The sequence below is a fragment of the Bordetella sp. genome (genome assembly GCF_051960075.1).
Classification (GTDB): domain Bacteria; phylum Pseudomonadota; class Gammaproteobacteria; order Burkholderiales; family Burkholderiaceae_B; genus Bordetella.
Window position 1 is genome coordinate 1 of sequence record NZ_JBQCER010000086.1, and the last position, 21239, is coordinate 21239.

A 21239-nucleotide genomic window follows, 5' to 3' on the forward strand; every position below is an offset into this window, starting at 1 on the left:
TGCTGCTGCGCGACGCCGCTCGAGTTGGGGTCGGCCAGCGACAGGCCGGTGTTGTCGTAGCGCTGATCGGCGAACGAGCCGGTGTTGTACCAGACGCCGACTTTGTAGACGCCGGGCAGGCCATAGCTGTCGGGCGAGACCATGCCGCCTTCGCTGGCGGTGCCGCCGTTGATCGAGTACTGCAGTTCGCCGATGAACAGCGCGCTGTTCTGGACGTTGAAATTCGTGCCGTGCAGGTTGCTCGGATCGTTGCCCAGCGGATTGCCGTCGAACACCCCGACCAGCGCAGTGAGCGAGGGGGTGATCTGGGCGCGCAGGCGCACGCCCAGGGCCGAGAGCGGATAGGCCGGGCCGCCGTTGGGCATGTCGTAGGAGGGCACGCCGGGCCAGCCCATCATCGTATTCACGAAGAGCCCGGCGTTCTGGCTCGTCATGAATTCCTGGTCGAGACTCTGCTGGCCTATCTTCACGTCGAAGTGATTGCCCGGGAGCTTCTGGTCGTACCAGAGCTCCCACAGGCGCGTCCAGTTCTGGGGCTGTTCGATGCCGCTGACGGTATTGAGCGAGCCCAGATTGGTCTGGCTCAGGTCGCTGCCGTGCAGGTTCATAAAGCTGGCGTTGAACGTGCCGCCTTGCCAGCCAAAGGCCTTTTGCGTGTCCAGCTGCAGGGTCGCCGTGGTCAGGCCGTCGTACGCGCCGCCGGTTTTCAGGCCGCCGCCGGCGTTGTAGAGGTATTCGCTGGTTTCGGTCACTCCCAGCGACAGGCCGTAGTTGCCCATCCACGTGCGCAATCCGCCCATGTCGCCGAGCAGGGTGGAGCGGGTCCATACGCCGGTCCATTGGTTGATGGGTTGGGCCTGGATACTCAGATCGGGCTCTTCCGATGCGGGAGCGGCCCAGGCCGGCGCGGCGGTGGCCAGCACGATGGCCCAGGCGGCACCGGCGCCACCGATGATGCGTTTAGGCAAGATGTAATTCCTCGGATGAATAATAAAAGCAAATAAGAATGGTTGTTGTTTGTATTTAAGAATAAATTAATTTGCTGACATTTAGCTAACTAAATCCAGGGGATTTATTTCATCTGGAACTTATTAACCTATGTGTAAGGGAACGGCGGGTAATCTGTATGGAGTTTAAGAATCAATATCATTTCCAGTTGATTTTGACGCCCCCTCACTGTCCCCGGGCATCGGCGCGTGCGCCTGTCCGGACCATGATTCGCTTTTTATCCGCTTATTTCGGAGATCCCATTCATGACTCAGCATTTCAAGGTAGGCCGCTGGATGACGCGCGCACTGCGCGGCGCCATGTCCGGCACCCTGGTCGCGGGCGCATCGTTTGCGCTGGCGGGTACGGCGCAAGCAGCTTCTTCCGCGCCTCTCACGCTATACAGTGCCCAGCACGGCCAATTGGTGAAACTGCTGGTGGCGGATTTTCAGAAAATGACAGGCGCGAAGGTGCAGGTGCACAGCGGCGAGGGGCCTGAAGTTGCCGCGCAATTGCTTGCCGAAGGAGCCCATTCGCCCGCCGATGTCTATTTCACCGAGAATTCGCCCGAGTTGATGTTGCTCGAAGAGAAGGGATTGCTCGCCAAGCTTGGCGCCGGCCCGCTGAAGCAGGTGCCTGCCCGCTACAGCTCGCCCGAAGGCGCGTGGGTCGGCGTCGTGGCGCGCGAGAACGTGCTGGCTTACAACCCGTCGATGATCCAGGCCGCGCAACTGCCGGCCTCATTGATGGACCTGGCCAAGCCCGAATGGAAAGACAAGGTCGCCATCGCTCCGGCCGACGGCGATTTCCTTCCGCTGGTCAGCGCGGTCGTCGCGCTCAAGGGACGCGACGAAGCCCTGAGCTGGCTCAAAGGCCTGAAGGCCAACGCCAAGATCTATGACGACGACGAAGGCGCGGTCGCGGCGGTCAACAGCGGCGCGGTGGCCACGGGTGTCATCAACAACTACTACTGGGCCCGCCTGCACGCTGAAATGGGCGACAAGGGCACGCACAGTGCCATCTATCACTTCGCCAACGGCGACGTCGGGGCGCTGGTCAACGTTTCGGGCGCGGCGGTGCTCAAGACTGCCCACGATCCTGTCCTGGCGCAGAAATTCGTCGCTTATCTGACCAGCAAGCGCGCGCAGGAACTGATGGCCAAGAGCAAAATCGACTTCGAATACCCGCTGCATGCCGGTGTCTCGCCCGATCCGCTGCTCAAGCCTTTCAAGCAACTGCAACCGCCCTCGCTGACCATGCAGCAGTTGGGCGACGATAGCCAGGCAGGCGATCTGCTGCGCGAAGCAGGACTGCTGTAATGAGCATGGCGCCGGGCGAGGCAATTGCGTCGGGTGTTCCGTCCGACCCTGCCATGCCTGCGCGCAGGCGCGCAGGCGGCGGGCGTACCCCCCGGGGCTTGCTCGCCGGGGCCAGCATCAGCGCAGCGCTGGTGCTGATTCCTTTGCTCGTCATCGTGACGCAGGCCCTGCACGCGGGCGTCGGCCGGGCCGTCGCCTTGCTGTGGCGTCCGCTGGTCGGCGAGTTGTTATTCAATACGATGCTGATCGTCGGCGCGACGACCTGTCTTTGCGCGGTGCTGGGCACCATGGCGGCGTGGTTCGTGGAGCGCACCGATCTGCCCGGTCGGCGCGCCTGGTCGGTGCTGCTTGCCGGCCCGCTTGCCGTGCCCGCGTTCATCACCAGCTATGCCTGGATATCCTTGAGTCCCGCATTCCAGGGCTTTACCGGCGCCTTGCTGGTGGTGACCAGTTCTTACTACCCGTTGATCCTGCTGCCGGTGAGCGCCGCGTTGCGGGGCCTGGACCCGGCACTGGAAGAAACGGCCCGGTCCTTGGGCTGCGGCCCCTGGCGCTGTTTCTTTCGTGTCGTGCTGCCGCAGTTGCGTCCGGCCCTGCTGGGCGGGATGTTGATGGTCGCGCTGGGCGTGCTGGCCGAGTTCGGCGCTTTTTCCTTGCTGCGGTTTCGTACGTTCACCACCCAGATCTACGCGCAATATCGCACGGGTTTCAACGGCGAGAACGCGGCGCTGCTCGCTTGCGCGCTGCTCGTGCTATGCCTGGCCTGCCTGGCCGTCGAATGGAAGGTGCTGGGCTCGGCACGCTATGACCGGGCCGACCGCGGTGTGAAGCGCTTTTCCATGCTTTACGAACTTGGACGAGCGCGCTGGCCGGCTGCCGCGCTCTGCGCGACGATCGCGTTGCTCGCCCTAGGCATGCCTCTGGGCATGACAGCCTATTGGCTGACGCAGCATAATGCCGCCGCCGTGTCGATGACCAGTTCGGGGCTGTTCGATCTGCTGGAGGCGACTTGGGCTTCGGTGCGCCTGGGCGTGGCCGGCGCCGCGCTGACCACCGTTCTGGCGCTGCCCGTGGGTTTTCTGCTGGTGCGCCATCCTGGCCGCTACGCGGTCTTCCTGGAACGCACGGTTTATCTTTCCCAAGGTTTGCCCGGCATCGTGCTGGCGCTGGCCATCGTGACGCTGGCGGTGCGCGTGCTGCTGCCGCTATACCAGAGCACGCTGCTGCTGGTCGTCGCTTATTCCATCATGTTCCTGCCGCTGGCCCTGGTCAGCGTGCGGGCCGCGCTGGTCCAGGTGCAATCGAAACTGGAAGACGCTGCTCGCTCGCTCGGCCTGCGCTGGTACGAGGTGGTCTGGCGCGTGCTGCTGCCGCTGACGGGTCCTGGCCTGACGGCCGCAGCGGCGCTGGTGTTCATATCCGTCGCCACGGAATTGACCGCGACGCTGCTGTTGGCGCCCATCGGCACGGAAACGCTGGCCACCCAGATATGGGACGACACCGCCACGCTGGCGTTTGCCGCGGCGGCGCCGTATGCGGCGCTGCTGGTGGGGATTTCGCTGGGCGGATCATGGATACTGACGTCTTTGTTCGGCCGTTCCGCCGTATCGAAAACTTGAACTCATGGCCAAACTGGACATCGCGGGATTGAGCAAGGCCTTCGGCAGCCATCAGGTCATTGCCGACTTCAGCCTGTGCATCGGCAGCGGCAGCCTGACGGCCATACTCGGCCCTTCGGGCAGCGGCAAGACCACGCTGCTGCGCCTGCTTTGCGGGTTCGAGCGCGCCCAGGCCGGGACAATACGCATAGGCGAGCGCACCGTGTCTGGCCCGGGCGTGCACGTGCAGCCGGAGCAGCGCCGCATCGGCTACGTGGCACAGGAAGGCGCCTTGTTCCCGCATTTGTCAGTTGCCGACAATATCGTGTTCGGCCTGCCCCGCGCGGAGCGCCGGGCGCATCATCGGGTTGCCGAACTGCTGGAACTGGTTGGACTGCCTCAGACCTATGCCGCGCGACCTCCGCAGCATTTATCGGGCGGCGAACAGCAGCGCGTCGCTTTGGCCCGGGCCCTGGCGGCCGCGCCTTCGGTTGTGCTGCTGGACGAGCCGTTCTCCGCGCTGGACGCGGCGCTGCGCAATGAAACCCGCAATGCCGTCGTTCACGCTTTGGAAGCTGCCGGGGCCACCGCCATCCTGGTGACTCACGACCAGGCAGAGGCGCTTTCCATGGGCGACCACGTCGCTGTTCTGTGGCAGGGCAGGCTGGCTCAGGTCGCCACGCCGCAAGAACTCTACCGGGCCCCCGCTACCCGCGAATTGGCGCGTTTTGTTGGCGAGGCCGTTTTACTCGAAGGCGTGGTGGCGGAACATCGCGCCGTATGTTCGCTGGGGTCGCTGCCTCTGGCATCGGCCACCGAGTCGGGGCCCGCCCAAGTGATGTTGCGGCCCGAGCAGATCCTCCTGCTGCCTGAAGCCATGCCCGATACGGTGCCCGCGCAAGTGGAGAGCATTGTGTTTATGGGTGCGCATGCCAATGTGCAATTGACGCTGCCGGCCAGCGGCGAGCGCATCGCAGCCCGCGTTAGCGGCCAGTCCGCGCTCGTGCCCGGCGCGCGCGCTTGGGTGTCGGTATGCGGTCCGGCGGTCGCCTATCCCGCCTGAACGCGCTTCATTCGGCGTGCTCGATCACCAGTTGCACGTTGACCATGCCGTTCCAGACGTTCTGCTCCAGCCGGTAGGCGGCCTGGATGCGATCGGGCAGCGGCTGGTCGTGGTTGAACCAGATGGCGTCGAAGCGTTGGCGGTCGCGCTGCAGGGAGAGTTTCATGTGCTTGCCTCCGACCAGCCGCTGGCTCTGCACGCTGAACTCGTCGAGAAAGAGCGGCGCGGAGAAACCGGCGCCCCAGACCTGCTGCTGCAGCAGGCCCGCGACTTCGGCGTTGGCATAGCCTGATTCGAGCGAACCGTCGGTTTCGATCAGCGGCTCGAAGGCGTCGCGGCCGGTGAGCTCGCGCACAGCAGCGTCGAAGGCGCGAGAAAACGCGGCAAAGTCGTCGCGTCCCAGCGTCAGGCCCGCAGCCATGGCATGGCCGCCGAACTTGCGGATGAGGCCGGGGTGTCGCTTGGAAACCAGGTCCAGCGCGTCGCGCAGATGGACGTCGGGAATCGAGCGGCCGGAGCCGCGGATTTCATCGTCGCCCGCCGGCGCAAAAGCCAGAGTGGGGCGCCAGAATTTTTCTTTCAACCGCGAAGCCACCAGGCCCACGACGCCCTGATGCCAGGATTCGTCGTAGACGCAGACCGAGGCGCCCGCGGCCGCATCGGGCTCGGCGGCCATGGCGGCCATGGCCTGGTCGCGCCTCTCGGCCTCGATGCCGCGGCGCTCGCGGTTGATCTGATCGAGCTGGCGGGCCATGTCCAGGGCCAGTGCCTCGTCGTCGGTAGTAAGGCAGGCGATGCCCAGGCTCATATCGGCCAGGCGGCCGGCGGCATTGATGCGCGGGCCCAGGGCAAAGCCCAGGTCGAAGCTGTTGGCTTCGCGCGGCTCGCGCGCCGCGACGGCGAAGAGCGCGCGCAAGCCCGGCTGCAGGCGGCCGCTGCGCATGCGTGCCAGGCCCTGGGTGACGAGCAGGCGATTATTGGCGTCGAGCTTGACCACGTCGGCCACGGTGCCCAGCGCGACCAGGTCGGCCAGCGCGTCCAGGCGCGGGCCGCCGTCGGGCGCGTAGACGCCGCGCGCGCGCAGTTCGGCGCGCAGCGCCAGCATCAGGTAGAAGATCACGCCCACGCCGGCGAGGTTCTTGGACGGAAAGCCGCAACCCGATTGGTTCGGATTGACGATGGCCAGCGCCTCGGGCAACTGGTCTCCGGGTAGGTGATGATCGGTAACCACCACGCCGATGCCCGCGGCATTGGCGGCGGCCACGCCCTCGACGCTGGCAATGCCGTTATCCACCGTGATGATGAGGTCAGGCTTGCCGTTGGCGTGCTTCAAGGCCAGTTCGACCACAGCAGGCGACAGGCCGTAGCCGGTCTCGAAGCGATTGGGCACCAGGAAGTCGACGTCGGCGCCCATGGCGGCCAGGGCGCGCAAGCCCACGGCGCAGGCGGTGGCACCGTCGCAGTCGTAGTCGGCGACGATGAGCAGACGCTTGTTTTGCCCGATGGCGTCGGCCAGCACGGCGGCGGCATGGTCCGTCTGCGTGAGTTGATTCGGCGGCAGCATCGCGGGCCAGGCTAGGCGGGTCTGATCGGGATGCGTGACGCCGCGGGCGGCCCACAGACGCGAGAGCAGGGGATGGATGCCGGCGGCTTCGAGCGCGCGGCGCGCATGGGCGTCGGTAGGACGTACGGTCAGACGGGGCGAGACCACCAGGTGTTCCAGTTGTGTTTGACGGGCGGCAGCCAGCGCAGCAGGCCGGCGCGTGGCTCGAAGCGCAGGCGCGCCCGGCGGTCGGCGCCCAGCAGCAGGATTTCGGTGCCTGGCGCGGGCAGACGGTATTTGCCTCGCGCCAGCGGCGCCAAGTGATTGCGGTCGAGGTCTTCGAGGGTCTCGAGCCAGGCGGCCCAGTCGCCGGCGCGCTGCGGAGCTAGCAGACCGTCGAAGACTTGAGCCTGCACAGGCTGCTCAGGTGAGGGCCAAGGCCGGGCGCCGCCGTAAAGCCAGAGCGCATTGACCGGCGCCACGCCGCGCGCGGCGCGGGCTTCGTTCACGGGGTGCTCGTACCACGCCATCTGGATGTCGTTCAGCAGCCTGCGCCAGGGGCGCGTGGCGGCGTCCTGCCGCCACCAGGCATCCAGCGGCTGGCCGGCGACGGCCTCGGGGCTGGCGGACTCGGGACGCAGCCCATCGGGCAAGAACAGGCGCCAACGCCGCGCATCGAGCGGTTCTGCGGCAAAGCCCGTGTCTTGAAAGAGCGGCAGGGCGGTTTCGAACAGGACCTGGCTCTCTTCGGCGCGCACGTCCATCTGCCCGGCCGGCAGCAGCGTGGCGCGGTCGGTGCCCAGAGCCAGGTGGACCAGTTCGCCCAGCCACACGGCCTGGCCGTCGCGGCAGGCGTCCCTGCCGGCCAGAAGCGGCCCGAGCCCCGCACCCCAGGGCAGGTCGGGCTGGGCGTCGTAGCCGGCGTATTCGAGCTGCCAGGCCTCGAAGGGCGTGCAGCCCTGGGCGTGGGCATCGTGAGCCTGCCATGCGGCCTGGCCCATGGTCAGCCAGGCGTGTAGCGTCGGCGCCCGCTGGGGCAGGTGGCGGGCCAGTTCGCCGGCGATGGAAGCGTCGGGCAGGGCGCCCGCGAGCACAATAAGCATGAAAAGGATTGTAGTCGCCCCGCGGCAATGAGATCGATTGCCCGCAGGAGTGTCGTCAAAATTGCGGGATAATGCGCACGTGCTGAAAATACCTTACGAATTCTGGATAGGAGCCCGCTACGCGGGCATGGGCCGCTGGTGGCGGCGTGCGGGCAAGGGGCGACGCGATCGCTTCGTCTCCTTCATTGCCGCGACCAGCATGGCCGGCATCGCCCTGGGGGTAGCCGCGCTGATCATCGTGCTGTCGGTCATGAACGGCTTTCAAAAAGACGTGCGCGACCGCATGCTGTCGGTGTTGCCCAACATCCAGCTCTACATTGCCGGCGCCTCGCCGGAAGAGAGCTTGCCTCAGTGGCAACAGTACGCCGATATCGCCAAGAAGAACCCCGAAGTGCGCGGCGTGGCGCCTTTTGTCTCGGCTCAGGCCATGGTGGTGCGCGGCCAGACGTTGCGCGGCGTGCAAGTGCAGGGCATCGATCCTGCCCTGGAAGGAAACGTGTCGCAGGTCCCGCGGCAGATGGTCGCGGGCAAGCTCGACGACCTCAAGCCGGGCGGCTTCGGCGTGGTGCTGGGTAGCGATCTGGCCGCCGCGCTGGGTGTGAAGCTCGGCGACACGGTGCTGATGCTGGCGCCGCAGGGCAGCATCAGTCCGGCAGGTTTCGCGCCGCGCATGCGGCAGTTCACGGTCGTCGGCGTCTTCTCTTCGGGCAACTACGAATACGACTCCTCGCTGGCGTTCATCGACACGCAGGACGCGGCCAAGATGTTCCGCGACAGCGGCTCGGCGGGCGTGCGCCTGCGCGTGGCCGACATGCAGCGCGCGCCGCAGGTCGCCGCCGAGCTGTCGCGCACGCTGCCGCCTTATGTCATCGCCAGCGACTGGACGCGCAACAACCGCACCTGGTTCGCCGCGGTGCAAACCGAAAAGCGCATGATGTTCCTGATCCTGGCGCTGATCGTGGCAGTGGCCGCTTTCAATCTGCTGTCGTCCCTGGTGATGGCCGTCAAGGACAAGCAGTCCGACATCGCCATCCTGCGCACGCTCGGCGCCGGTCCGCGCGAGATCGCGCGTATTTTCCTGGTACAGGGCAGCCTGATCGGCGTAGCGGGCACTTTCGCGGGCGTGCTGTTCGGCGCGCTCATCGCCTACAACATTGAAACCATCGTGCCCTTCATCGAGCATCTTTTCGGCGTGCATTTCCTCGCACCTCAGGTGTATTTCATCAGCGAACTGCCGTCCGACCCGCAGGTGCCGGACATTGCGGTCATCGGGGTGACTTCGCTGGTGTTGTCCCTCCTGGCCACCCTTTACCCGAGCTGGCGCGCCTCGCGCCTGCAACCCGCCCAGGTGCTGCGCCATGATTGAAGCTTCCCGCGTTCAAGCCGAGCATGGCGCCACGCCGGCCTTGCGCGCCGAGCACTTGAGCAAGTTCTACGACGAGGGCCCCGAGCGCATCGACGTGCTGACCGATGTGTCCTTGACGGTGGCGCGCGGCGAAATGGTGTCCATCATCGGCGCTTCGGGCTCGGGCAAGAGCACGTTGCTGCATATTCTGGGGCTGCTGGACGTCCCCGACCACGGCAGCGTGACCGTCGACGGTACGGCCGCCTCCGGGCTGGGCGAATCCGCCAAGAGCGCGTTGCGCAACCGCAGCCTGGGTTTCGTTTACCAATTTCATCATCTGCTGTCGGAGTTCAGTGCGCTGGACAATGTAGCCATGCCCTTGATCGTTCGGCGGCAGGGCCGCGAGGCGGCGCGCGCCGCCGCCCGCGCGGTGCTCGAGCAGGTGGGGCTGGCGGCGCGCGCGGAACATTATCCCGGCCAGCTGTCCGGTGGCGAGCGGCAGCGCGTGGCCCTGGCGCGGGCTCTGGTCACGCGGCCGGCCTGCGTACTGGCCGATGAGCCTACAGGCAATCTGGATCGGCACACGGCGCACGACATCTATGAGTTGCTGTCGCGCGTCAATAAAGAGTCGGGCACGGCGTTTGTCATCGTCACGCACGACCAGGAACTGGCTGCGCGCGCCGACCGGGTGCTGCACATGGAGCGCGGCAAGCTGGTCGCCGACTGAGTTTGGTCGCCATACCCGGATGGAGCCCGATGCCATGCTGATCGACACGCACTGCCATCTGGACGCCGTCGAATTCGACGCGGATCGCCAGCAGGTCATCCGATCTGCCCGAGAGGCCGGCGTGCAAAGCATCGTCATTCCGGCTGTAGAACGGGCCAATTTTTCGGTTGTGCGCGATCTGGCGCATTCCTTTGCGGGCGGCGCCTATGCGCTGGGCATTCATCCCATGTACGTGCGCGGTGCCGCCGACAGCGACCTGGATCTGCTGCGCGATCTTGTGCGGCAGTCCCTGGGCGATCCGCGTTTGGTCGCAATAGGCGAGATCGGCCTGGACTTCTTCGTGCCCGACATTTCACAAGGCCTGGAGCGCGAGCGCCAGGAGCGTTTCTATGCCGCTCAGCTGGACATCGCTGCCGAATTCGGCCTGCCGGTTTTGCTGCATGTGCGTCGTTCGCAGGACGTGCTGCTCAAATATCTGCGCCGCAAACCGGGCGTGCCGGGCGGCATCGCCCATGCCTTCAACGGCAGCGCGCAGCAGGCGCGGGCTTTCGTCGAACGCGGCTTTGCGCTGGGCCTGGGCGGCGCCATGACCTATGCGCGGGCCTTGCAGATACGGCGTCATGCCGTGGACGTGGATCTGGATCATCTGGTGCTGGAAACCGACGCGCCGGACATTCCTCCCGCCTGGCTGCATGAGCCCGAGCGCCGCAATGCTCCGCACGAACTGGCGCGGATCGCCGACGTGCTGGGCGAACTGCGCGGCATACCGCGCGAACAAGTCGTTCGCGCCACGACCGGGACCGCCCTTCGCGTGCTGCCGCGCCTGCAGACTTCGTATATTGCATAAAGCGGTGTGCGTCGATTCGAGGCCGGACCAGCATGAGGTCTACGTCTTGGCCGACAACGCCTTGTACGAAGCCAAGTCCACGGGCAGGAACCGCGTCGTACGCGGCGCGGCTTCCGCCTGAAACGGCGTTGCCAGGGAGGAACGATTGCGGGCAGGCGGTGACAAAAGCGCGCCTGCCCGCCTTGGCGGGCGCAGCCGCCGATGGCTAGGCTGGAACCTTTGCGGAGGTTTCCATTTCCGGCCGTCTCTTTCTTCTTGCGTTCATCGCCGGCGTCGGATTGACGCATGGGCTGCCTGCCTTGCCCGGCAACCTGGGCGTTGCCGTCCTGGCATGCGCGGCATTGGCGTCGGCGCTGGCGTCACGCGCATGGCGGCCCGCGCCGCATACAGGGTCTATGGGCACGGTGTGTCTGCTGCTTGCGGGTCTGTTGGCAGGCTCGTTCGATACCTGTCTGCAAGGTCGTCTGCGTCTGGCCGATGCGCTGGCCGAGAAACATCAGAATCAGGTGACACGCCTGCGGGTACGCGTTCTCACGCTGCCGCAGGACGACGACGGCGGCCGACGCTTCCTGGCCGAAGTGGATCAAGGCCGGCCCCGAGGCATACCGCAACGCATCCGCGTTACCTGGCACGCGCGACCCGGCAATGCGGCTGCGTTGCCCGAGGTGCTGCCCGGCAGCCTTTGGCGCATGGCCCTGGTCCTGCGCCGTCCCTACGGGCAGTCCAATCCTTACGCTTCCGACATGGAATTGCTCAGTTTCGCCGCGGGCATACGGGCCGAGGGCACAGTGCGCGGCAATCCGCGCAAGATCGCCGACGAACCTTGGGCCACCGTGGCCGTGAGTATCGAAACGCTGCGCCATCGCATCCGCGCAGGCATGCGCGCCGCCCTGGAAGGCATGCGCTACGGTCCGGTGCTGATCGCCCTGGCCATCGGCGACCAGGCCGGTGTGGCGACAGGGGACTGGCAGGTCTTCAATCGCACCGGCATCTCGCACCTGGTCTCGATCAGCGGATCCCACATTACCCTGGTGGCGGCCATGGGTGGGCTGCTCATGTCGTGGTTGTGGCGGCGGGTTCGCTGGCACGGCGTGAACCTGGCGGAGTATATGCCCGCGCAACTGGCTGCCTGCCTGACCGCGCTGGGCGTGGCTTTCGGGTATTGCCTTCTTGCGGGCTGGGGGGTGCCGGCGCGTCGCACGTTCTTCATGCTGGCTTGCCTGGCGGCGGCGGGGCTGGCGCGTTTGCCGTTGAGTGCTTCGCGTCTGCTGCTGCTCGCCGGCGTCTTCGTCCTGGCGCTCGATCCCTGGGCCATGTTGTCGGCGGGGTTCTGGTTGTCGTTCGGGGCGGTGGCGATATTGATGCGCGTGGCGTCGAAACCCAGGCAGCCCGCCGCGACCTGGCGTGAACGCGTACGCCGTTTGCTCGATGAATTTTGCAGGACGCAGGGCGCGATCACCGTAGGGCTTGCGCCATTGCTGGCGTTTCTCCTGCACCAGATATCGCTGGGATCGCCACTGGCCAATGCCATCGCCGTTCCCGTCGTTGGAGCAGTGGTGACGCCGCTGGCCTTGCTGTGCGGCTTTCTCTCGATTATTCCCGGAGCGCAAGGCCCGGCCTGCGCCGTGGGATGGCTGGGTCATGGCTTGTTTGCAGCGGTCATGCAGCCGGTGGGGTGGATAGGCCGAAGCGAATGGGCATCCATTTATGTCGCCGCCGCGCCTTGGCCTTGGCTGTTGCTTGCCGTGGGGGGAGTCTCCCTTGCCCTGCAAGGCCGCGGCAGGCGCTGGCGTCGTCTGGGCTGGCTGGGCATGGCGCCGCTCTTGCTGTGGCGGCCCGACAGGCCCGATTCCGGCGACTGGCGCATGACGGCGCTGGATGTGGGCCAGGGCAGCGCGCTCGTCATCGAAACCGCTACCCATACGCTGCTGTACGACGCAGGCCCGCGCTATTACGGCGGCGGCGACGCGGGCGAACGGGTGCTGGCACCCTATCTGCGCGCGCGCGGCGTACGCCGCGTCGATGCGCTGATCGTGTCGCATGCGGACCAGGATCATGCGGGAGGACTGCGCGGCGTCCTGCAGGCGCTTCCGGTAGACGTATCGTATGCCTCGTTCGATGTGGCCGAGCATTTGAAGCGCGAAGCAGCCCGCCTGGCAGAGCCCGGCCCTGACCCAGTGCGCCTGCCGGCGAGTCAGCGGCCATGCGAGGCCGGCATGGCGTGGGAAATCGATGGCGTGCTGCTGAGCTTCGTGCACCCACCGCCGCAGGCCGGTATGCCAAGCAAGAGCAAAAACGGCGGATTCGATACCAATGCCCGCAGCTGTGTGCTGTTGGTGCAGGGTAGGCATCATGCGGCTTTGCTGCCCGGCGATGCGGGCGTGGCCCAGGAGGCCCGCTATGCGGCGGCGCTGCCGCCCGTCGATGTGGTGGCGGCGCCGCATCACGGCTCGTCCACGTCGTCCGGATCTGCGCTCGTCAAGTCTGTCGGGCGGGCGCAAATCATCGTGCAGGCCGGCTACCTGAATCGCTTCCATCATCCATCGCCGCAAGTCGTATCGCGTTGGCAGGCAACGGGAGCCACAGTATGGCGCACGGATCTGCAAGGCGCCGTGACGTTCGAATCGACACGGCTGGGGCTTGCGGTGCAGGCGAGGCGCGACGCATATCGACGCTACTGGCACACTCTATTGCCGTGGAATACGCGCTCGGGGGCACGGCCCGAAACAGATTAAGGTGTGATCCGGCGGTTCAGCATGGACTCGAACGCATCGAGTATGCGTTGTACATAGACGTTCTTGTGCGCATACGGTCCATCCGTTTTCTCGGGATGGACCAGCATGGTGGGATTGGCCTCGAAGACCAGCACGCGCCCGTCAGGCAGCAGAGAAAAGTCGACGCCGGCGTAGTCCAGATCCAGGCGTGCGCCGATCTCGCGCAGCGCCTGCATGGCGGCGAAACCCAGTTCGGCCTGCGGATCCTGCAAAAATCGCTTTTCTTCGTCCAGCTTCCAGGCATGGTCGCCCATGTCGGCGGTGTAATAGTGCACCATCCAATCGGGTGAGATGCCCAGGTGGTAAGGATAGGGCTGCCGGTCGATGAAAATGACACGGTATTTGCGCCACCATCCGTCGGCAGACCGATAGTCGACGAACGGGAAGACATAGACTGGGCCTTGTTGCCGCGCGCGTTGCCGCAGAAGATCTGCGGGCGTGTCCATGCGTTCCATGCCTTCGCCGCCCTGCGTGTGGATGGGGCGCAGCAGCAGCGGCAGCCGGGTTTCGAGGTCCGGATCCCACTCTTGCGCGTCGGCATAGCGCTGCACGGGCGCAATCGCCAGATTGGCGATTGCGCCGAGCAATTCGGGCAGGCGGTGCCGGGCCGTGCGCGCCACTTTGTCGGGAGGGTTGAGCACGGGGCGGGTGCACTGCGCGATGAAGCGGCGCAACGGCGCGGTTACGCCGCGGGTCGTGATGTCAGGGTCTCCCATCGCGTTGAAGACCAGGTCGTAGGGCGGCAGCTGGGTCTCCTGCCCGGGCGGCGCGTATTCGATCATCCAGTCGATCAGGTTGGAGGCGCGCGTGTCGAACAGATGCGTGAGATTCATGTTGCCGGTGCCCACATCGAAGAGAATCAGCACCGTCTTGACGGCGCCCGGCGTGAATTTCGTGAAAACATTCTTGCGGCGGTAAGCCTGGTCGTATTGTGCGCGGGACTCGGCATCGAAGCCCTGCTCGCGCAGCACCACGGACAGGTTGATGCGCGCGTCGACCTGCTCCGGATCGATCTCGAGCACGCGGCGATAGCAGGACAGCGCTTGCTCGGCGCGGCCTAGCCGCCGGCTGACCAGGGCAAGGTTGTAGAGCGCCGGCACGAAATCCTGTCGGCAGGCCACGGCCTGCGCGAAGCTGGCATGCGCCTGCTGCAGGCGGTCTTGCTGGTAGAGCGCGATGCCCAGCCCGTAGTGGGCCGCGGCCAGATCAGGCGCCGCCGTGATGGCCCGCCGGTAATATGCTTCGACAGCAGCGCCGTCGGCACCGTTTTCGCGCAGCAGGTCGGCCAGACTCAATTGCGCCTGCGCATGGTCGGGCGCCAGCGTTACGGTCAGACGAAAAGCTGCGATGGCTTCCTGCGCGCGTCCCATGCGCTGCAAGGTCGTACCCTTGCCATAAAGCGCTATGCTCGATTGCGGCCGCAGCGCCAGCGCTCGTTCATAACAGGCGAGCGCGGGTTCGTAGGCCTGAGCCGCCCGCTGCATGGTGGCCAGCGACAGCAGGATCTCGACATTATCCGGCGCCAGCGCATGGGCCCGGGACAGCAGCGTGACGGCCAGGGGGATATTTCCCATCTGGCCCGTTGCGCTGCCCAACCAGCGCAGCGCGTCGACATCGTCGGGCGACGTTTCCAGTATTTGCTGATAGATGGCCACGGCATCGGCCAGGCGGCCGGCCTGATGGTGCGCGAGTGCGGTTTGAAGGCTCATGCGCCCCGATTCTACCGGGACGCCGCAGGTCTTCGGAGCACAGGGGTAAGATGGATAAATCCATTATGCGTACGATTCGGAGCCGCCCCATGCCCATGCAACCCCGCCTGGACTACGTTACCTGCGCCAGCCCCGCGGGCCTGCACCGTATGGCCTATTGGGAATGGGGCGATCCGGACAACGACCGGGTGCTGCTATGCGCACACGGCCTGACGCGCACGGGGCGCGATTTCGACGAGTTGGCGCAGACCTTGGCCGACGATTTCCGCGTGGTCTGTCCGGACGTGGCGGGCCGCGGCGCATCCGACTGGCTGCTCAATCCGGCTTTCTACACGGTGCCGCAGTATGTGGCCGATATGGTGACCTTGTTGGCGCGGTTGCGTCCCGCGACGCTCGATTGGGTGGGCACGTCCATGGGCGGGCTGATCGGCCTGGCCTTGGCGGGAACCTCCGCCATGACGACGACGATGCGTGCCAACGATCCACGCCCGGGCGCTTGTTCCGCGGAACTGCCCGCGCACGGCTTGCGTCTGACCCGCATGGTGCTCAACGACGTGGGGCCGCGGCTCGAGATTCCGGCCCTGGGGCGCATCGGGGCCTATGTGGGGCAGCCGGTCGCCTTCGCCACCCTGGCCGAGGCCGTGCAGGCCACGCGTCAGACCGCCGAGACTTTCGGTCCGCATACCGACGAACAATGGGAGACCTTCACACGCCGGGTCTTTCGCCTGCGAGACGGTCGGTGGGTCAAACATTACGACCTGAGCCTGGCCGCGGCTTTGGCGGCCCAGAACGCCGACACTTACGCTGCCGGCGAAAAGCTGTTGTGGCAGGCCTACGACGCGCTGGACTGCCCGGTACTCATTGTGCATGGCGTCCAGTCCGATCTGCTGACGGCGGCAACGCTGACCGAGATGCTTGCGCGCAACCCGCGTTCAAGCTCGGTCGAATTCGACGGCGTAGGGCATGCCCCGACGCTGATGACCCCGGCGCAGATCGAACCCGTAGCCGCTTTTCTGCGCTCGTCCTTAAAATAAGCATCATGAACATGCCGCTCAACGTCGATCTGCACTGCCACTCCACCGTGTCCGACGGCCAACTGCCGCCGGCCGACGTGGCGCGGCGCGCGCATGCCAACGGCGTGGACGTGTGGGCGCTGACCGACCACGACGAGGTCGGCGGTCAGGCCGAGGCGGGGCAGACGGCGGGCGAATTGGGAATGCGCTTTATCACCGGCGTCGAAATTTCGGTGACCTGGGCCGATCAGACGGTGCACATCGTCGGTCTCAATTTCGATCCGTCGGATTCGGTCTTGAGCGCAGGCCTGCGCGCCACCCGCGCCGGGCGCGGCGATCGCGCGCGCCGCATGGGCGAGCGCCTGGCGGCTCTGGGCATGCCGGGCGCCTATGAAGGCGCGCTGACGTTCGTCGGCAATCCCGAGCTCATCAGCCGCACCCACTTCGCGCGTTATCTGGCATCGGAGGGCTACTGTCCCAATGTGCAGACGGTGTTCGACAAATACTTGCACGATGGCGGGCCGGGACACGAACCCATGCAATGGGCCACGCTGGCGCAGGCCGTGTCCTGGATACGCGGGGCCGGCGGGCGCGCGGTCATGGCGCATCCCGGACGCTACAAATACACGGCGATCCAGTTCGACGCGCTCTTCGACGAGTTCATCCAGCTGGGCGGTGAAGGCGTCGAAGTGGTCACCGGCAGCCATAGCCCCGAAGACGCACGCAAATACGCAGGCGAAGCGCGCCGCTATGGGCTGCTGGCCTCGCGCGGCTCCGATTTTCATAGCGAGCGCGACAGCCGCGCCGATCTGGGCATGTTGCCGATGCTACCGCCGGACTTGAAGCCGGTCTGGCACGACTGGCTCTGATTTATCCGTATTCCGGCACGACATGAACAAGGCATTTGTCAAAGAGTCCGACAACGACGACGAGGACGGCGTTCCCGAAGCGCAGGCGCTGCCCGCGGGCACGCGCAACTACATGACGCCGCAGGGCTATGCCCAATTGCGTGACGAACTGACGCACCTGATGAACGTGGAGCGGCCTTCGGTCGTGCAGATCGTGTCCTGGGCCGCGTCCAATGGCGACCGCTCCGAGAACGGCGACTATCTTTACGGCAAGAAACGCCTGCGCGAAATCGATCGCCGCATGCGCTTTCTGACCAAGCGCCTGGATATCGCCGAAGTGGTCGATCCTGGCCTGCAGCCCAACCGCGATCAGGTCTTCTTCGGCGCGACCGTGCTCTACATGGACCGCACCGGCGAAGAACGCACGGTAACCATCGTGGGCGTGGACGAGGCCGAGCCGCTGGCAGGGCGCATCAGCTGGATCTCTCCGGTAGCGCGCGCGCTGATCAAGGCGCGCGAGGGCGACACGGTGACGCTGCGCACGCCCGGCGGCGTGGACGAGCTGGAGATACTCGAGGTGCGTTATCCCGAGGCGCAGCCGAAGTAGTCGTTCGGGCCGGCATCGCCCTAGCTGTTCTCGCGATATTCCAGCGTGAATCCGCCTCGATCGTCCATGGCAAGTTCCCGCGCCAGATACGGCATGGCCGTCTTGAGCGCTTGGTGCAGCGTCCAGGGCGGGTTGACCAGGAACATGCCGCTGCCGTGCAGGCCGAAGCCGTCGGCGGCCGGCTTTTGCACCGTGAGCGTGGCGTGCAGCCAGCTCTTGACCGGCAAATGGGGCAGCTGGCGGGCCAGTTCGCCGGCCTCGACCCGCTGCACCAGGGGATACCACACGGCGTAGGTGCCGGTGGCAAAGCGCTTGACGCCTTCTTTAACGGCGTTGAACGCGCGGCGATAGTCGCGCTTGTCTTCATAAGAAGGATCGATCAGCACCAGCCCGCGCCGGGTGGGCGGTGGCAGCAGGGACTTGACGCCTTCAAAGCCGTCGGCGGCGTAGATCGTGGTCTGGCGCAGCGGACCACGGCCGCGCTTTTCCAGATTGCGCACCAGCACGTCAGATTCGGTGGGGTGCAGCTCGAAGAGGCGCAGGCGATCTTTATCTCGCAGCGCGTCCAGCGTCAGCCAGGGCGAGCCGGGGTAGTAGCGCAGCCGGTCGTCGGTGTTGTATTGCTTGATGCGGGCCACATAGTCGGCCAGCAAGTCGGGCAGATCGGTCTTGTCCCACAGGCGGGCGATGCCGCCATCGTGCTCGGCATTCTTGGCCGACCAATCGGCGTCGAGCTGGTATAGCCCCGCGCCGGCGTGGGTGTCGATCACCCAATAGGGCGCGTCCTTGCGGTTGAAATAATCCAGTGTGTGGATGAGGATGGCGTGTTTGAGCACATCGGCGTGATTGCCGGCGTGAAAGGCGTGGCGGTAGCTGAACATCAGGCAGTCGGCGCGATCAGCGCCAGTTGGTCGGTGAAGATGGCGTCCATGCCCCACGAGAACAGCAGACGCGCGCGGTCGGGGTCGTTCACGGTCCAGCCGGCGATGCGGTAGCCGGCCGCATGTACGGCGGCGATGAGCTCGGGCGTGGCGTCTTTTTGGTTGATGTTCAGACCGACGCAGTCGTACTTGCGCAGGCGTGTCAGCCAGTCGTCGGGCACGGCTTCGACCAGCAAGGCGCGAGCCAGCTCCGGCGCCGCCGCCTGAGCAGCCGCCAGGGCTTCCTCGGAGAACGACGACAATAGCGGACGCTTGTGCGCGCCCGCCCAGTACCGCTGCGCAAGCCTGGCCACCGCCTCGCCGGTTTCGGCGTCGCGGCCCGGGCAGGGCTTGATCTCGACATTGCAGGCGATGCCGTTGGCCACGGCATAGCGGGCCACGGCGGCGAAGGTGGGCACCGGCTCGCCGGCATAGGCCGGGCTGTGCCAGCTGCCGGCGTCCAGTTGTGCCAACTCGGCGTAAGTCTTGTCCTTGGCGGGGCCATGGCCGTCGGTGGTGCGGTCGACATCGTCGTCGTGCAGCAGGACGGCAACGCCGTCGCGGCTGAGCTTCACGTCGAACTCGAACATGCGGTAGCCGTGGCGGTTGCCGGCGTGCATGGCGGCCAGGGTGTTTTCAGGTGCCAGTTTGCCGCCGCCGCGGTGAGCGATGTGAGCGGGGTAAGGCCAGGGAGCGAGGGGCGAGGTCATGGGTTCGGGGCCAAGGTAAGGGCGGAAAAGCGCGCGGGAAACGCGGTAAACTCCCAGGGTTAAGCAGGTTCCAGGGCGAATTTTCGCCTTTTTTTAATCGGGATTCCATGTTCGAGTTCTTCCGTACCCACAATCGCTGGATGCAGTTCATCCTGATGATCCTGATCGTGCCGTCTTTTGCACTGGTCGGCATCCAGGGCTATGAAAGCTTCATGCATCGCGAACCCAAGCTGGCCGAAGTGGACGGCCAGGCCATCCTGCGCTCGGAATTCGACGCGGCGCACCGTAGCCAGATCGAGCAACTGCAGGCCAGTCTGGGCTCGCAGTTCGATCCGGCCATGGTCGATACGCCGGCATCCCGCCGCCAACTGCTTGACGACCTCATCAACCGCCGTCTGCTGGCGCTGGTCGCCACCAAGGCGCATTTCTCGGTGTCCGACGGCATGTTGCGCGACACCATTGCCGCCATTCCCCAGGTTCAGGACAACGGCCGCTTTTCTCCCGAGCGCTATCGCCAGGTACTGGCCGCGCAGGGTTTGACGCCCGCCGGCTTCGAGGCCAATCTGCGCGGCCAATTGTCGGTGGGCCTGGTGCTCGATCCCGTTTCTTCCAGCGCACGGGTGCCGTCTGCCGTGGCCGATTCGATCGCCGCCACGCTGACCCAGCAACGCGTGGTGGCATTGCGCGACTTCAAGGCCGCCGACTACCGCGCCAAGGTGCAGGTGTCGCAGCAAGACATCCAGAACTGGTATGACGCCAACAAGCAGCAGCTCGAGGTGCCCGAGCAGGTGCGCGCCCAGTATCTGGTGCTCGACGAGGCCGCCGCTACGCAAGGCGTGCAGGTCAAGGACAGCGATATCGAGAGCTATTACAAGCAAAATATCGCCCGATTCAGCGTGCCCGAGCGCCGTCGCATCAGTCACATCCTGATTACGGTGCCGGCAAACGCGACCGAAGCGCAGCGCAAGGACGCGCGCGCGCGCGCCGAGCAACTGGCTGCCCAGGCCCAGGCCAACCCCGACGGGTTTGCCGATCTGGCCAGAAAATTCTCTCAGGACGCCGGTTCTGCCTTGCAGGGCGGCGACCTGGGCTGGAATGTGCCGCCCGGCCTGGACAAAGCGGTCTCCACCTTGTCCAAGGGCCAGATTTCCGGCGTGGTGGAGAGCCCTGCGGGCTTTCACATCATCAAGGTCACCGATTTCCAGCCCGGCGTCGTCAAGCCGCTTACTGCGGTGCGAGACCAGATCGTCGCTGAAATCACCAAGCAGCTGGCGGCCACGCGTTTCTCCGACATGGCCACGCAGCTTACCAAGCTGGTCTATGACCAACGCGACAGCCTGCAACCCGCGGCGGACGCGCTGGGCATCAAGCTGCGCACTGCCGCCGGCATTACCCGCACCGGACTGCTGCCCGCCGTGCAGGCGGGCGCAGGCGCCGCGGCAGACAGCCCCGATGCCGCGCTGCTCGACAATCCGCGCGTGCGCCAGGCCCTGTTCTCGCCCGAAGTCCTGCGCGACAAGAACAACTCGGGCGTGATCGAGCTTTCTCCCGACACCATGCTGGCCGTGCGCGTGACCAACATGATCCCCGCCCATGTGCCCGCGCTGGCTGACGTGCAGAACGTCATCCGCGACCGGTTGACCAACGAACGCGCCGCTGCGGCCGCACGCCAGGCTGGCGAGGACGCGCTCAAGGCCTTGCAGGCCGCGACGCCCGACTCCAATGCCGGCGCAGGTTTCGGCAACCCCGTGACGGTGTCGCGCCAGTCGGCGCAGGGCATGCAGCGTCCGGTGCTCGAAGCCGTCATGCGCCTCGCTCCGGGCCAGAACGGCAAGCCGGCCTATACGGGTGTGTCCGTGGGGTCCGATTACACCCTGGTGCGCCTGGACAGCGTCCAGGCGGGCAAGGTAAGCGATGCCGATCGCGCAGGACTGACCGCGCAGCTTTCCTCGGCATGGGGGCAGGCGGAAGACGAGGCCTTGTTGCAGCTGCTCCGTCAACAATATGGCGTCAAGATCCTGCCGGACGCGCAGAAAGCCATCAAGGGCGACAGTTCGGCCGACGGCACGTAGACGCGCGTGCGTCGGTGCATGCATGAAAAAGGCCGCGTCGTACGCGGCCTTTTT

General features: G+C 65.9%; 17 protein-coding genes. 11 read left to right on the forward strand and 6 right to left on the reverse strand.

Annotated features, from left to right (window positions below; all coding sequences use genetic code 11):
* Positions 1–968 (reverse strand): carbohydrate porin (locus tag ACTHJ1_RS14370; protein WP_440193514.1); only part of this gene is annotated, 968 nt, incomplete at its 3' end.
* 339 nt (positions 969–1307) lie between these two features.
* On the opposite strand from ACTHJ1_RS14370, the gene ACTHJ1_RS14375 reads away from it, so the two are divergent.
* From ACTHJ1_RS14375 to ACTHJ1_RS14385, 3 genes are read left to right on the forward strand one after another with little or no spacing between them, the layout of a single operon-like run.
* Positions 1308–2306: an iron ABC transporter substrate-binding protein gene (locus tag ACTHJ1_RS14375; RefSeq protein WP_440193594.1), complete on the forward strand. Its 999-nt coding sequence runs from the start codon at positions 1308–1310 to the stop codon at positions 2304–2306.
* Positions 2306–3925 carry an ABC transporter permease gene (locus ACTHJ1_RS14380; RefSeq protein ID WP_440193516.1) on the forward strand — a complete coding sequence of 540 codons (1620 nt, stop codon included), beginning with the start codon at positions 2306–2308 and terminating at the stop codon, positions 3923–3925. Before ACTHJ1_RS14375 ends, ACTHJ1_RS14380 begins: the two co-directional genes overlap by 1 nt.
* Positions 3926–3929: 4 nt before the next feature.
* Positions 3930–4967, forward strand: coding sequence for an ABC transporter ATP-binding protein (locus tag ACTHJ1_RS14385; RefSeq protein WP_440193518.1), 1038 nt, complete (start codon positions 3930–3932; stop codon positions 4965–4967).
* 7 nt (positions 4968–4974) lie between these two features.
* Here ACTHJ1_RS14385 and recJ read toward each other — a convergent pair whose 3' ends face one another.
* Together recJ and ACTHJ1_RS14395 are read right to left on the reverse strand one after the other, a co-directional pair.
* Entirely contained in the window at positions 4975–6678 is a 1704-nt protein-coding gene (gene recJ / locus ACTHJ1_RS14390) for a single-stranded-DNA-specific exonuclease RecJ (RefSeq protein WP_440193520.1), read from the reverse strand.
* Complete coding sequence (locus tag ACTHJ1_RS14395) at positions 6660–7613, reverse strand: hypothetical protein (protein ID WP_440193522.1); 954 nt, start codon at positions 7611–7613, stop codon at positions 6660–6662. Before ACTHJ1_RS14395 ends, recJ begins: the two co-directional genes overlap by 19 nt.
* 127 nt (positions 7614–7740) lie before the next feature.
* On the opposite strand from ACTHJ1_RS14395, the gene ACTHJ1_RS14400 reads away from it, so the two are divergent.
* The 4 genes from ACTHJ1_RS14400 (at position 7741) to ACTHJ1_RS14415 (ending at position 13267) form a co-directional block, all read left to right on the forward strand.
* Positions 7741–8979, forward strand: coding sequence for a lipoprotein-releasing ABC transporter permease subunit (locus tag ACTHJ1_RS14400; RefSeq protein WP_440193596.1), 1239 nt, complete (start codon positions 7741–7743; stop codon positions 8977–8979).
* On the forward strand, positions 8972–9685 hold the full coding sequence (locus ACTHJ1_RS14405) for an ABC transporter ATP-binding protein (RefSeq protein ID WP_440193524.1): 714 nt from the start codon (positions 8972–8974) through the stop codon (positions 9683–9685). Before ACTHJ1_RS14400 ends, ACTHJ1_RS14405 begins: the two co-directional genes overlap by 8 nt.
* A 34-nt stretch (positions 9686–9719) precedes the next feature.
* Positions 9720–10532 (forward strand): TatD family hydrolase, encoded by an 813-nt coding sequence (locus ACTHJ1_RS14410; protein WP_440193526.1) that lies wholly within the window; start codon positions 9720–9722, stop codon positions 10530–10532.
* A gap of 278 nt (positions 10533–10810) precedes the next feature.
* Positions 10811–13267: a DNA internalization-related competence protein ComEC/Rec2 gene (locus tag ACTHJ1_RS14415; protein ID WP_440193528.1), complete on the forward strand. Its 2457-nt coding sequence runs from the start codon at positions 10811–10813 to the stop codon at positions 13265–13267.
* Here ACTHJ1_RS14415 and ACTHJ1_RS14420 read toward each other — a convergent pair.
* Positions 13264–15015, reverse strand: coding sequence for a tetratricopeptide repeat protein (locus tag ACTHJ1_RS14420; RefSeq protein ID WP_440193530.1), 1752 nt, complete (start codon positions 15013–15015; stop codon positions 13264–13266). The genes ACTHJ1_RS14415 and ACTHJ1_RS14420 overlap by 4 nt on opposite strands.
* Before the next feature lie 89 nt (positions 15016–15104).
* Between ACTHJ1_RS14420 and ACTHJ1_RS14425 the strand changes: the two genes are divergently transcribed.
* Genes ACTHJ1_RS14425 through greB form a run of 3 tightly spaced genes read left to right on the forward strand, consistent with a single transcriptional unit; the run spans position 15105 to position 17483 of the window.
* Positions 15105–16049 (forward strand): alpha/beta fold hydrolase, encoded by a 945-nt coding sequence (locus ACTHJ1_RS14425; protein WP_440193532.1) that lies wholly within the window; start codon positions 15105–15107, stop codon positions 16047–16049.
* Positions 16050–16054: 5 nt separating this feature from the next.
* Entirely contained in the window at positions 16055–16897 is an 843-nt protein-coding gene (locus tag ACTHJ1_RS14430; protein ID WP_440193534.1) for a 3',5'-nucleoside bisphosphate phosphatase, read from the forward strand.
* 22 nt (positions 16898–16919) lie between these two features.
* Positions 16920–17483: a transcription elongation factor GreB gene (gene greB, locus ACTHJ1_RS14435; RefSeq protein WP_440193536.1), complete on the forward strand. Its 564-nt coding sequence runs from the start codon at positions 16920–16922 to the stop codon at positions 17481–17483.
* 20 nt (positions 17484–17503) lie between these two features.
* On the opposite strand, the gene ACTHJ1_RS14440 is transcribed toward greB, so the two are convergent.
* Entirely contained in the window at positions 17504–18364 is an 861-nt protein-coding gene (locus ACTHJ1_RS14440; RefSeq protein ID WP_440193538.1) for a 23S rRNA (adenine(2030)-N(6))-methyltransferase RlmJ, read from the reverse strand.
* Positions 18364–19113, reverse strand: a complete 750-nt coding sequence (gene ugpQ, locus ACTHJ1_RS14445) for a glycerophosphodiester phosphodiesterase (protein ID WP_440193540.1) — start codon at positions 19111–19113, stop codon at positions 18364–18366. The genes ACTHJ1_RS14440 and ugpQ overlap by 1 nt, the downstream gene beginning before the upstream one ends.
* Positions 19114–19220: 107 nt before the next feature.
* Between ugpQ and ACTHJ1_RS14450 the strand changes: the two genes are divergently transcribed.
* Positions 19221–21185, forward strand: coding sequence for a SurA N-terminal domain-containing protein (locus ACTHJ1_RS14450; protein WP_440193542.1), 1965 nt, complete (start codon positions 19221–19223; stop codon positions 21183–21185).
* Positions 21186–21239 lie beyond the last annotated feature (54 nt).

What these genes read in the sequence shown, in the direction of transcription:
- ACTHJ1_RS14440 (WP_440193538.1), bottom strand. Translation starts at nt 18,364, where the DNA reads ATGTTCAGCTACCGCCACGCCTTTCACGCCGGCAATCACGCCGATGTG.
- ACTHJ1_RS14450 (WP_440193542.1), top strand. Translation starts at nt 19,221, where the DNA reads ATGTTCGAGTTCTTCCGTACCCACAATCGCTGGATGCAGTTCATCCTG.
- ACTHJ1_RS14380 (WP_440193516.1), top strand. Translation starts at nt 2,306, where the DNA reads ATGAGCATGGCGCCGGGCGAGGCAATTGCGTCGGGTGTTCCGTCCGAC.
- ugpQ (WP_440193540.1), bottom strand. Translation starts at nt 19,113, where the DNA reads ATGACCTCGCCCCTCGCTCCCTGGCCTTACCCCGCTCACATCGCTCAC.
- ACTHJ1_RS14405 (WP_440193524.1), top strand. Translation starts at nt 8,972, where the DNA reads ATGATTGAAGCTTCCCGCGTTCAAGCCGAGCATGGCGCCACGCCGGCC.
- ACTHJ1_RS14375 (WP_440193594.1), top strand. Translation starts at nt 1,308, where the DNA reads ATGTCCGGCACCCTGGTCGCGGGCGCATCGTTTGCGCTGGCGGGTACG.
- ACTHJ1_RS14430 (WP_440193534.1), top strand. Translation starts at nt 16,055, where the DNA reads ATGAACATGCCGCTCAACGTCGATCTGCACTGCCACTCCACCGTGTCC.
- ACTHJ1_RS14410 (WP_440193526.1), top strand. Translation starts at nt 9,720, where the DNA reads ATGCTGATCGACACGCACTGCCATCTGGACGCCGTCGAATTCGACGCG.
- ACTHJ1_RS14425 (WP_440193532.1), top strand. Translation starts at nt 15,105, where the DNA reads ATGCCCATGCAACCCCGCCTGGACTACGTTACCTGCGCCAGCCCCGCG.
- ACTHJ1_RS14400 (WP_440193596.1), top strand. Translation starts at nt 7,741, where the DNA reads ATGGGCCGCTGGTGGCGGCGTGCGGGCAAGGGGCGACGCGATCGCTTC.
- ACTHJ1_RS14395 (WP_440193522.1), bottom strand. Translation starts at nt 7,613, where the DNA reads ATGCTTATTGTGCTCGCGGGCGCCCTGCCCGACGCTTCCATCGCCGGC.
- greB (WP_440193536.1), top strand. Translation starts at nt 16,920, where the DNA reads ATGAACAAGGCATTTGTCAAAGAGTCCGACAACGACGACGAGGACGGC.
- ACTHJ1_RS14385 (WP_440193518.1), top strand. Translation starts at nt 3,930, where the DNA reads ATGGCCAAACTGGACATCGCGGGATTGAGCAAGGCCTTCGGCAGCCAT.
- ACTHJ1_RS14420 (WP_440193530.1), bottom strand. Translation starts at nt 15,015, where the DNA reads ATGAGCCTTCAAACCGCACTCGCGCACCATCAGGCCGGCCGCCTGGCC.